The organism is Vibrio cholerae ATCC 14035, assembly GCF_000621645.1.
Classification (GTDB): Bacteria; Pseudomonadota; Gammaproteobacteria; order Enterobacterales; family Vibrionaceae; genus Vibrio; species Vibrio cholerae.
This window is the reverse complement of record NZ_JHXR01000009.1, coordinates 157,544-170,148: the sequence shown is the minus strand read 5'-3', so window position 1 is coordinate 170,148 and position 12,605 is coordinate 157,544. Positions and strand designations below refer to the sequence as shown.

The window sequence follows — 12,605 nt, the reverse complement described above, 5'->3', positions numbered from 1 at the left end:
ACGTTATGAAATTCAATCCAATTATCCAGTTTGGACCATACTCAAATCAGTATAATTTCATTAACTTTTTACTTTTTGTCGGGGGATGGATGATGGTATCCAATCAACATAACAATGCTCATCGCACAATAATAGCGGGCACTACAAACTCACTGCATAGCGTTGGCCTACGCTTGAAACTGATCGTGGTGCTGATCGTGGTTTCCATTCTTTTCTTGGGTTTCAAAGGCTTGACAGGCATGCAAAGTGCTTCAGATTCGATTGAATCGCTTTATACAAAAGGAATGCAACATACGATTCGTGCTGGACGCATATTGGATGAGTTAGGCAGCGCGCGCAGCCAACTGCTGTTAGCTTTCCAGCATGACCCTTCCTCCAAATACGCGCTGATGCATGATCATCCGATCACAATGCACGTCGAAGGTATCCAAACATCGCTGACCAATTTGCACCGTATTGTGGATAACGAAATATTGGCTACCGTATTGGATGTTCAAGAAAAAGCCGTGATCCAAACCTTGAAAGAAAAGCTGGATCAAGTCACTCGTCAAGGATTTGAACCCGCTCTCCAACAGCTCAAGGCTGAAAAATACGATGCGGCTAACTTAATTCTGCTCCAAGTCATTAACCCTCTTTATAACGAGATCAAAAAAGCGGCGGAAGCCTTTCTCGACATTCAAACCCAAGAAGGAAAAAATAACTTTTCTGCCTCTCAACACGAGATTAACCAATTTATCTGGATGGTCAGCTTACTGGGTGCTTTTGCCTTGATAGTGACTACCAGCTTAGCACTACTGATTGCTAAGCGAGTCAATAATGCAGTGCACCACTTAGCCAGTTCTGCCACCCATATTGCCGCTGGCGATCTCACTCAACGCATCCCCGTCACTGGGAACGATGAATTTTCGGATATTGCTAAATACGTCAACCGAATTGTAACGAGCTTTCAAGAAGTCATTAGCAGTAATCGCCACTCAGTCTCTGCTTTAGCGACGGCTGCCGAGGAAAACGCGGCCGTTGCGATGCAAACGAAGCAAAACATCGTCGAACAGCAGTCGCAAACACAGCAAATTGCTGCCGCAATCCATCAGTTCACCGCCACCGTACACGAAGTCGCGCAAAGTGCAGGCCTTGCTGCAGAAGCCTCTGAAGAAGCAGAACAAGCCGCGATGCAGGGACGCAAGGTCGTTGAGGAAAATATTGCGATGATTGAAGGGCTATCCAACGATTTACAAAAGATGCTTGCCGCCATGCAGTTACTTGCCAAAGATTCAGAAGACATTGGCAGTGTTGTGGATGTGATTCAGAGTATTTCAGAGCAAACCAATTTATTGGCGCTGAATGCTGCGATCGAAGCCGCTCGCGCGGGTGAACAAGGACGAGGATTTGCAGTCGTCGCCGATGAGGTCAGAACCTTAGCAAGCCGCACCCAAGAATCGACGAAACAGATCCTACAGACAGTGCAGCGCTTACAGCAGAGCAGTCGAGATTCGGCGAATTTAATTGAACAAGGGGTTTCTGGAGCATCAAAAGCCGTTGAAAAAGCACGTTTGGCAGGGACGGCGCTGTCTCAAATTACGGCTAACGTCGATCGTATCTCGACCATGAACACGCAAATTGCGACAGCGTCAGAGGAGCAAAGTGCGGTGACTGAGGAGATCAATAAAAACATCATCACCATCAGCGAAATCTCCAACCAAACCGCGTTGGGAGCACAACAAAGCTCTGAAGCAACCTTGGAGCTGGCAAGACTCGCCGAGAGCATGCAACAGGAAGTCGCGCGTTACAATGCCTGACATATCCCAAAACGACTTGGAGTGGCAGCGAAACGAAAAACGAGTCTATCCTCATCAACATCTCAAACGATGTGATTAGGATGAGCGAACGTGCGAACACTGCTCCTTCAAGTGGGGAGAAATGCCTTAAATAGGTTACGTGATGCTAATTGCTTGAAACAGAAGATAATTCGACGTTTAACCAAACTTTGACAACTCTAAAAATCATTCACCCGAGCACAGTAGCACTTTATGCTGCAATCTCACCCTTATGTTGCAGAATTTGATCTTGAGCCACAAAGATAAATCTGCTGAATAGTTTCTCTCTGTGTAACGTGCAAAGCGTGGTAGTTTGAGCCCAATAGAGCTATGGCTCTATTCACTACAACAAGAAAAGGGTTCACCTATGCATAAACCACTCTCCATAGCAGTGCTTCTGACTGTTGCACTGGTTGGCTGCCAATCAGAAGAAACACAAAGCAACACCGGACTAACAGCGCAAGCGAAGGCGGATGCCGTCGTTGCACAAAAGCGTCAATTGGCGGAATCCTTCAGCCAAAACTATGCCGCTTACGCGCACACACTCAAAACACAAATCAGTGCAGATAACTTGAGCATTTCAGTCTCTGAACTGGTGGAATCCGCGCCAAATACTGAGATGAGCCAACAGTTACGCTCTGCAGATAAGAATGTGCGCACCTTAAAAGGTATTGACCAGTTTACAGAGCAACTTCTGCAACTGCGTTTGGCCGATGCTTCGATGCTCAAAGAGTGGCAAGAAGGACAAAGTCCGCTGTTTGCTTTTGAGCCGAGTGGTAACGATGATAGCTGGCAATACATTGAAGCTTATGATGTGTATGGCCAAATCCACCAACTCGATGTCTACCAATTGCCAGATGTTCCCGTCTTTGTAGTTGATAACGACAGCGCCGTCGAACTCAAAGCGGGTCTGCAAGCCATGCGGGCGGAAATGCAGCGCTTGGGGCAAAGCCCACAATTGTCTACGCAAGAGAGTAGCTCAATTGAAGCATCGACACGTTCTTTGAGTCGCTCTGCATCCGCCGATACAGCGCCCATTTCCACCACTGTTTTAAAGAAAATTCGTCTGCAAGATGACAAAGAACCTTGGATTTCAGGCCGTGCCGAAATTTATGCGCTAGTCACTGGAGTTGATCCAAGCCGCGATAAACCAACCATTGATCTGATTGATATGCCTTATCTGGATTACGATAAGCAAGATTATTTCCCGAATCAGGTAGTCATTCACTGGACTCGCTATCGCTGGGGTGCTGCGGACATGATCCTCATGGAGCAAGATGATGGCACGGATTATAAAGAACTAGCGAAACAACTGGTGAAAGTGGCGGAAGAGGTGCTCAAACTTATCCCTGATCCTGAAGTGCAAGGCTACGCGATTATTGCGCAGATCACGGGAAAAATTATCGAGGCCATTCCCGATGGTGTCCTTGTAAATGATGACGACTTCGTTGATGTGTTTTATACCCTAATGCAAGACACACAATACACCGATCATCCGGGAGCCAACGGCAATGCAACGGCGACGTTTGAGCCTTTGACGATTTATCCGACGAAATAGCCACAAGACAAACAAACACATAGGGCAGGTTTTTCACCTGCCCTATTCATTGCGCTAACCAAACGGCTTGACGTTACCACATCAAGTATTCATCTTTTTAGCCAAAGTGCTGACCTTTAAAAGTGCAGCCCCATTTGCGCTAGCTGCACTCTTGCTTGGTGCGCATCAACAAATTGAATGGCATGAAATCCTTGTTGGCGCGCCCCCTCGACATTGGCTGGCATATCATCCATAAAGACACTTTCTTGCGGGAGAATGCGCTGGGAGTCTGCCAGATGCTGGTAAATCGCCGGATCAGGTTTAAGCAAACCACACTCACTCGACACTACTGCGCCAGTAAATTTGGGCCAAAAGCCATATTGTTTTTTTAAGTAAGCGACAATCTCGTTCACATTGTCGGTCAACGCGTAGAGGCGATAACCTGCTTTGAGGAGATCATCCATTAATTGCAAGGTTCCGGGCAGCAAAACTTGGGTATTTTTAATATGGAAAAAGAGTTGTTCTAGAGTGTCAGAGGAAAGTCCTAATTGCTGATGGAGTGCGCGTTTCACTTCCGCTTCAGTGTATTTTCCTTTATTCAAATCGCGCCAGAACTCACTTTTAAATACAGCCGTTGCCATGAAGGCACTCTCTTCTCCCTCACCAAACGTCAGTTGGGCAATGTCTTGTGGTGCCCATTTTACGATCACATTACCAACATCAAATACCACATTACGGATTGCCATCACCCTCTCCTATTCATTCAGTGAGGGAAAGAGTTTAGCGAACTCAGCTGTACATTATTGGCTATGTGCTCACAAAGTCACCCTACGCAGGTAGTAAAGAAGCAGCACTTGCGTATCAGCTTGGGGGAAGCGTCAGGAGCAATAGTGCAAGTGCTGCGGGTTTTATCTCGTTATGGGGTTGATGATTTGGGCTGTTCTGGCTCAGGGGGCGTTTGAGTAAAGAGCAACTCAAATAACGCAACCAACGCCATTCGCTCAATCACACTATGAGTTTGCTGCAGCCGTTGTTGATAGTAGGCGGCCATCGTCTGTTCGTTAACGGGTGATATGAACATACTCTGCACTCCTTGTTGTGTTGATGCTTTTATTGTCATCCTGATTAAGGAAACAAAAAAGTGAGCGATTTAAATCACTTTGCTCCGCATTACACCGTTTTACGCAGAAAATTGGGAATTTCGCACTGAGAAGTCGAGAAATGAGGAACAAACCACCCGTAGGTTTTCACCATTAACTCCACCTTTTTTCACTACAATAGCCGCAGATGAGCTAAGCGTTGAGGTAACCATGTCTGATCTCAATTTATTGCGCTATTACGCTAGGCTGACTCCCTTGGGTGTGGGTCACGATATTAAAACCACTTTGCCTGAACTGGCGGAGCGACTGTTTACGAGTCCTCGTCACGCAAGAAATTTGCTGGTGCGTTTGAATCAATTGGGTTGGTTAACTTGGACACCGAAGGCAGGACGACATCACCGCTCTTCATTATTACTGCACAGAGAACTTGAGCCACTCAAGGAGCAACTGGCGGCCAAACGAGTACAGATCGGTAAATACGAACGAGCATTAGCGATTTTAGATAACGATGAGGTCGCTTTTGCCAAACTGTTAAAGAAAACGTCTGGTGCTACGGTACAAGAAGGACGGCTGCATATTCAGCTCACTTATAAGCGTCCATTTGAACCGCTGCTGCCCCATCTTCCTCAGCGAAGTAGTGAGCGTTTTTTGATCCGTCAGATCTACAGTTGTTTGGTCAGCTCTGATGCTAATGGCCATGTACACCCCGAACTGGCGCATCATTGGCATTATGATCCGCACACTTGGCAATGGACGTTTTATCTGCGACCCGAATTAACCTTTCATAATGGTGCGCCGCTGGATGCCAATACCATTGTCAGCCTGTTTGCTAAACTCTCTAGTCTAGAAACACACCGTGCAGAGCTGGCACATATTAGCGATATTAAAGCGCCAACCCCTTTTCAAGTGGTATTCAACTTAGAGCGCCCAGATCCGGGATTTGCAGGGATGATATCTGGCGTGAAATACGCCATTCAACCGGTCAGTCAATTGAATTACAGCCAATTTCATGAAGGACAAATTGTTCCTGTGATAGGTTGTGGCCCTTTTGAAGTTCAGGAACACACCCGCAATAAACTCAAACTCAAAGCATTCAGTCAATTCTACGGCTGTCGAGCCTTGACCGATCGTGTGACCATTTGGCAAGTCGATGAGGAGCGTTTAAGTCGCCCACTCATTGAAACTAATCAGCCGGAAGCCAATACGACCAGCCATCATCAAGTCTCACTATCAGACTCGCCTCATTTAACCTCTGCCGCCCAACAGCAAAGCCGCGTCGAAGATGGGTGTTTAATGGTGCTGTTTAACCAGAGAGCCAAGCAACCGTTGGATCAAGCTCAAGCACACCGACTCAGCGAGCTACTCAATCCAAACACGATTGAGCAAGATATTCGCTGTCACGGAGAGATGTTTGGCGTCGAACCCGCGCACAACTTGCTGCCAAGCTGGCGCGCTGTGTTGAAATCTCCAGCTCCGAAAGTTGCGCTTCCCACGCAGTTGACCTTGGCCTTGTACAACTACACCGCATTACAGACCTGTGCCCAAGCGATTGCCAGATTGCTTGCAGCTCAAGGCATTACATTAAGCATTCACACTTACACTTATCGGGAATTGAATCAACGTGCGCTCAAGGGCGAGCTGGATGAAACCTTGGTACTGACCAACATTAATTTGGATGACAACCGCCACGCTTCCGCTTTTGCTATGTTATTCAGCAACCCGATTCTGCATGCGTGCGCCAGCCAAGATGAGGTGATATGGCTGATGCAGCAATTAAATGCCGTACGTGAGCAAGCGCAATTACCTCAATATCTCGATCAACTGGAGCCGATTGCTTCACTTCTGGTCAGTGAATCTTGGCTGGCGCCTCTTTTCCACCATAGACAAACCTTGCGTTTCCACGGTGTATTACATGATGTTGCGCTCACCAACTGGGGTTGGCCGGATATTCGCAATGTGTGGTCGGCGGACTAGCTCTCCCAACGATTTGCCAAAAACGACAAAGCCAACCTATCACGGTTGGCTTTGAGTAAACAAAATTGGCTATCGATAGATCAGACGCGTTGACGACGACGTAACCAGCCACAACCAAAGAGAAGAGCTAAGGCTGCCCCACCTAGGCTACCGCCGCCACTATCACCGATACGAATATCAAGCGGTGGAGGTAGATCAAAGAATTTTGGATCGTAGCTTATTTGGCTCAATATGGCTCGACTTTGGTCATCAGTACTACCGCTATGTCTTCTGTATACAAATCGAACCTTGTTATTCGTACCATACATATCAAGTGTGGCTAGATTTTCCGTGTTGTTAAAGTATTTACCCTTAAACTTATCATTCACGTAGACAAATAGCTGATCGAGAACTTCACTTGACGACAGTTTATAGTGGAATTTGAGTCTACCTTGAGGTAGGTTTTCCAACAAAATTACAGACTCTTCTCCAGCTGGTAAAGCTGAAGTCTGCAGACCATTACCGACAACCGTCCAAGGGTGATCATTCACGTGGGTATTATGGACAGGTAAATTCGCTAAAAAGCTTACTGTTTCTGAAGGCGCAGCGTCCAAAGCATCAAAATAGAGGTAGGCATGAACAGCACCCGTCTTATAAGTACTTGATCCTATTATCAATTTTACATAACTCTGTTTATGTTCAGTAATATTATAGCTAAACTCAACGTCACAACTCGCTCCTGAAGCTAACACTCCTGTACAGCTATTATTCACAATCGCAGCAGCGTCTGTTCTAGAAATGCCAACAACAAAAACAAAGGTATTGCCCAAGTTGATGTCAGCATTACCGTTATTCGTAAAAGTTAAATTATGAGTATACGAACCTGGTCTTACTACTCCTAAGTCTCGTTTTTGGCGATAGGATAGACCTAGTTGCTGATCATCTAACCAATCATTAAAAACGCTGAGGTTAGTATAAACACCAGGACTATTGGCTCGACCACAGCCATCCCCCCAGCTAACAACGCCCATCTGCTTTCGACCATTGTTGGAATCAAAAAAGATAGGGCCACCGCTGTCACCAGAACAAGCGTCTTTGCCAAACGAACCGGCACAAAACGCGTTATTGGTTAGTTGAGAGTAATTGTTTTTAGCGTCCTGATCACTGCCTTTTGTTTTACATTCCGGGAGTGGAACAAAGGGGACCTGTACTTGGTGTAATATGGTTGCAGGATCGGATTTCTCACCATCGACTTCTTTACGATTACCAAAACCGATCACCGTCATTGGCGAATCTTTTGTCAACTCATTGAAATCCGATGAATCTGAAATTTGCACAGATCTTCGAGGTAAGGGATCCCGTTCCAATTCAAGAACAGCAATATCATTGCCCATTGAAGCAGTAATATAGCTATTATGCACATAAATTTGTCTGACATGAATTCTCTCTGCAGTATTAACATCATTCATGTCAAAAGCACCGAGCAGTACATCCCCCTTAGCAGGATCTTCTTTATCCACACAGTGCGCAGCAGTCAAAACATAACGACCACCAAGATAACTACCACCACAAAAAACGTGGCTACTATTTCGAGCGGTTAGCGCAACCATATAAGGCCATTCGCCTGCAGTCGCTTGTTCTCCACCAATAATACGGCTAGAGACTCCGGATTCCGTTCCAGAAGCACTGAACTGAAAAGATGTAAAAAGAAGTGTTCCAACCACTCCTGATAAAAATGTTTTGTTCATAGATACCTCTGATAACTCCCACCCAGACCATTGATGGGAACGATACCATATCATGAAAAAATAAAATGTAAAGCAATGTGAATAGAACATTTCTATCTATTGCAGAGTATGAACGGATTTCACACTAAATATCCTCGAATTATTAGTGATTTATCACTAAACCATTCAACAGAAAAATGTATAAAAAGTGACCTTGATTCATTGGATTAGAATAAAAACTCCATTTATTGAATAAGCCTCATAATTCATACGCATCAGATTTTATTGAAACCAAGAAAGACCTTATAAACCACAGCCCAAATATATTCATCATAAATAGGTTTTGCAGTGTCTTTTCAACAACGTATCCAACATCACCCCATTGCTTGGGCGTGCGTCATCGCTGGTCTTTCTTACTCCTCCTATTCACAAGCAGCTTGTGAGATACAAGATTTACAGCCCGCGCGCGATCTTCCTGCGCAAATTGCCGTGGCTACACAAGCTTGTTACAACTCATGGTTTTACGCACCAACGGCAACCTTGGATAACCTCTATAGCGAAGCTTCTCTAGCGCATTTACAAACTGTGCTCGATGCTGAAATTGCTCGCTATACTGGTGAAGCGCAGCAAGCTCGTCGCTTGGAAAACTATGGTGAGTTCATTCGCGCAGCGTATTACGTGCGTTATAACGCTGGGCGTGAACCTTATTCTCAAGCACTCAGTCAACGCTTTGCTCAATCGATCGACCGCTTTTTACGTCATCCGCATGCTTTTGACCAAGGCCGTGAACAGGTGGGCGCAATGAAGAGCCTAAGTTTAATGGTGGATAACGTTAAGCAGTTACCGCTCACTATGGATGCGATGATCTTAGCTCTGCACCGCTTCAATCGAGAAACGGCGCAAGATACACAATGGGTCGATGGTTTAAATAACTTATTCCGTGCGATGTCTGGCCATGTGGGTAACTCGGAGTTTTACCGCTACTTAGCCGCCAACACTCAACATATTGATACCTTGTATCGATTCGCTCTGGACAATGAGTGGGCATTAGAAACCGACGCTGAGTTTTTGGTTTACAACGCTCTGCGTGAAACTGGCGCTTATTGATTAGCCCAGATGCCATTACCAAGCAAAAGGCTCGTCATGTGATGCGACAAGTGATTGCTCGCTATCCTTTAGGGAGTAAACACGACAAATTGTGGTTAGCTGCCGTTGAGATGTTGCATTATTACGCACCTGAGGTGCTGCAACAGCTCGGTATCGATCTTGATGCAGCGAAGCGCGATTTAGCCGCGCGCATTTTGCCAAACCGCTTTGAATGCCAAGGCCCTGCCATTATTCGCTCGCAAGATCTTTCCGATGCGCAAGCCGCGCAAGCCTGTGACGTATTGGATAAAAAAGAGCAAGATTTTCACCAAGTGGCAAATACGGGATTGGCACCGGTCGCTGATGATTACAACACTCGCGTTGAGGTGGTGGTGTTTGCCAATAACAGCAGCTATGTCAATTACTCCTCGTTTTTATTTGGCAATACCACCGACAATGGCGGGCAGTATTTAGAAGGCAACCCTGCGGATCAAAACAATCAAGCCCGTTTTGTCGCCTATCGTTATGCCAATGATGCGGATTTGTCGATTCTCAATTTAGAGCATGAGTACACTCATTATCTGGACGCGCGCTTCAACCAGTATGGTTCGTTCAGTGATAACTTAGCCCATGGTCATATTGTGTGGTGGTTAGAAGGTTTCGCGGAATATATGCATTATAAGCAGGGCTACCAAGCGGCGGTTAAGCTGATTTCTCAAGGTAAATTGAGCCTTTCTGATGTGTTTGCTACCACCTACTCGAATGATACGAACCGCATTTATCGCTGGGGCTACTTAGCGGTACGCTTTATGTTGGAAAAGCATCCACAAGACGTGGAAAGCTTGCTGGCACTCTCTCGTACTGGGCAGTTTGATCAGTGGGCACAGAGTGTCAAATTACTGGGTGAACGCTATAACACCGAGTTTTCGGCGTGGCTGGATACATTGCAACGCGATAATCCAGATAATCCAGATAATCCAGAACAGCCTAACCCAGAACCCAATGCGGTCACTCAGTTAGCGGCCAATTCGTCCTTAACACTGACAGGAAAGGCGTACAGCGAGCATCTGTTCTATGTGGATGTGCCAGAGTACAGCCGAGAGTTCCACGTTCAGATCTCCGGGGAGGGAGATGCCGATCTGTACATGAGCTACCAGCAGGTTGCCCATTACTATGATTATCAGGTAACGGAATTTACCTATGGCAGCAACGAGCAAATTACCTTCAAACCTGAGCAGAATGGTTACATCAAACCCGGACGCTACTATTTAAGTGTGACAGGACGTGCGGATTACTCAGCAGTCATCCTCAACACACACCTAGTCACTGAACAGCCTAATGAGCAACCGACTATCAAAGATGATCTTGCTCCTGTGCTTTTAGAAGCGGGTAACAGTCAAAGCCTTACCGTGCATCGACAACGTTACGTCGCCATCTACGTGCCAAAAGGCGTCAGTGAAGTACAAGTATGGCTCACCGCTTCAGAACAAAACCGAGGCAATGTCGATCTGTTTGCAGCAAAAGCGTATTGGCCAACTCGAGAGCAGTTTGAGCACGCCTCAACTGGTGCGGGCAGTCATGAGTATTTGCGTATTCCTGTGACACAAGAAGGCTATGTGCACTTTTCGTTAAACGCACAACAACTCGGCGACACGGTCGAAATGGTGGCCTATTTCGACTGATGATACGGCGTAATCGTCCTCTGTAGAGGGCGGTTACGCCTCAACTGATTCGGTTCGCTGTAAACGATAGCGACTACGAAAAGTGAGTGCTTTTCGATACAACTCCGCGTATTGAGCTTGCTGTAACTCTTCTTCATTCATCAGTTGTCGGATGGTGCGATGACAACTTTTCAGCAAGCGTTCTGCTTCCGATTCCGTTAATGCCGTCGGCCAGTAGCGAGAAAATATCGTCACCACTTTCATACATACAGTACGCAATGTCGGGCACTTTTCTAAAATTTCGATGTAAATCGCAAGCAGCGAGTCGATGGTCTGCTGTTTATTACAAAGTGCGTGATAGCGTTGTTCAAGCCATTGCAGCTTCTCTTGATTAGCTTCTTTTAATGCCTTAGCTAAAGCCACTTTACTTTCTAAAACGATGTCTGTTTCTTGATTTAACAGGGTTTCATTACACCAACTGATGCATTTGGCAAATTCAGAGTCAAACCCCATCACATTGAGTAGCCACGTAAAATGGTAGCGGTCTTCAAACAATTCGAACGGTTTAGCGCGATAAATCTTGTTTAAAATTTCCACTGAAACCCCAAATTCACCCTCTTCCATCGCTAAATGCGCAGCCACTAATTCGAGTTGGGCAAGCAGATCTTCATGCTGGCCTTTATCGTAAAGCCCTTTCAGAATGGATTTCGCCTCTTGCACCCACAGATCACGCTGTTCCGATTCCGCTTGTCGGGCGGCATAAAGCAAAGTACGAATAAAATTGAGGTGCATCTGATGATTGTTACGATAAGTCTCTTTGTTAATTTCCACATACAAGCGATAGCGCTCGAGAGCAGAGGCTCCATCCCCAACCGATAAGCACAGATTCGCCAGTACCCATTCACGCTCTGAATGTCCGGGGACAATTTGGTTGGCAACCTGTAAATGGTGAATGGCTTCAGGAATTGAGTTATTGCATAGACTGATGCTCGCCGCTTCCACCCGAGCTCGCACATTATTGGGAGCACTCGCCAGCAGTTCTTGTATCACTTGTGTGGCTTCGACTTGACGCCCGGTCTGCTTGAGGGCATTCGCAAGACCAATTTTTGCCCAATCAAAGTCTTTATGCTCTAACGTTTCGAGGTAGACTTCGCGCGCGTGATCAAAACGGCGCAACTGAGTTAAAAATTCCCCACGAAATTTTTGGATCACGAAATAGTAATCGTTGTAAAAAGGCTCCAGCTCGTCACACAAACTCAGACCTAATTCAGCATCGCCATCGCGTTCTGCTTGATAGAGGGCTTTGAGCGCATGTTTGCGTGAGATAGCGTTAGTTAAACGCTCCTGCAAGGTCATGATATTGAAGGGTTTTAGGATATACTCATCCGGTTTGAGCTCCAGAATCGAATGCACGACATACGCCGAATTCTCACCTGTAACTAATACAAATACCGCGTCTTGCTTGATGAGTTTATAGTGTTTTAGCTCCTCAAAAACTTGCTTACCATTCAACCCCTTACCGAAGTTGTAATCGCAAATAAAAATATCAAATCTCTGCCTTCCGGCCATGAATACCGCGGCTCGTGGGCTTTTACTCCACACTATGTTTGGCTCAGTGAAACCCAGCTTGAGCAACATGCTGCGTAAACTGGCAATGACTATCGGCGCATCGTCGATGATTAAAACTTTTAATTCAGCAAAAGTAGGTACAGCCATAACTCTCGGTA

7 protein-coding genes and 1 pseudogene are annotated in these 12,605 nt (G+C 46.0%); 4 read left to right on the top strand and 4 right to left on the bottom strand.

Annotated elements, in window-relative coordinates; translation table 11 throughout:
* The first annotated feature begins 89 nt into the window (after window positions 1–89).
* A complete protein-coding gene (locus T411_RS0106780; RefSeq protein WP_001908182.1) occupies window positions 90–1,796 on the top strand; it encodes a methyl-accepting chemotaxis protein in 1,707 nt (568 codons plus the stop codon).
* Window positions 1,797–2,181: 385 nt separating this feature from the next.
* Complete coding sequence (locus T411_RS0106775) at window positions 2,182–3,372, top strand: DUF3103 domain-containing protein (protein WP_000549490.1); 1,191 nt, start codon at window positions 2,182–2,184, stop codon at window positions 3,370–3,372.
* Window positions 3,373–3,488: 116 nt separating this feature from the next.
* Here T411_RS0106775 and T411_RS0106770 read toward each other — a convergent pair whose 3' ends face one another.
* Together T411_RS0106770 and T411_RS1000000121080 are read right to left on the bottom strand one after the other, a co-directional pair.
* Entirely contained in the window at window positions 3,489–4,097 is a 609-nt protein-coding gene (locus tag T411_RS0106770; RefSeq protein ID WP_001007814.1) for an HAD family hydrolase, read from the bottom strand.
* 170 nt (window positions 4,098–4,267) lie between these two features.
* Window positions 4,268–4,432, bottom strand: coding sequence for a hypothetical protein (locus tag T411_RS1000000121080; protein WP_000470863.1), 165 nt, complete (start codon window positions 4,430–4,432; stop codon window positions 4,268–4,270).
* 229 nt (window positions 4,433–4,661) lie between these two features.
* Between T411_RS1000000121080 and T411_RS0106760 the strand changes: the two genes are divergently transcribed.
* Complete coding sequence (locus T411_RS0106760) at window positions 4,662–6,425, top strand: SgrR family transcriptional regulator (protein ID WP_001281667.1); 1,764 nt, start codon at window positions 4,662–4,664, stop codon at window positions 6,423–6,425.
* Window positions 6,426–6,505: 80 nt separating this feature from the next.
* Here T411_RS0106760 and vesC read toward each other — a convergent pair whose 3' ends face one another.
* Entirely contained in the window at window positions 6,506–8,152 is a 1,647-nt protein-coding gene (vesC, locus tag T411_RS0106755) for a GlyGly-anchored extracellular serine protease VesC (protein ID WP_001043985.1), read from the bottom strand.
* A 327-nt stretch (window positions 8,153–8,479) separates the two neighbouring features.
* Between vesC and T411_RS01000000119130 the strand changes: the two are divergent.
* Window positions 8,480–10,899: pseudogene (locus tag T411_RS01000000119130) on the top strand (M9 family metallopeptidase).
* A gap of 33 nt (window positions 10,900–10,932) precedes the next feature.
* Here T411_RS01000000119130 and T411_RS0106745 read toward each other — a convergent pair.
* Window positions 10,933–12,594 carry a response regulator gene (locus T411_RS0106745; RefSeq protein WP_000290511.1) on the bottom strand — a complete coding sequence of 554 codons (1,662 nt, stop codon included), beginning with the start codon at window positions 12,592–12,594 and terminating at the stop codon, window positions 10,933–10,935.
* Between the last annotated feature and the right edge of the window lie 11 nt (window positions 12,595–12,605).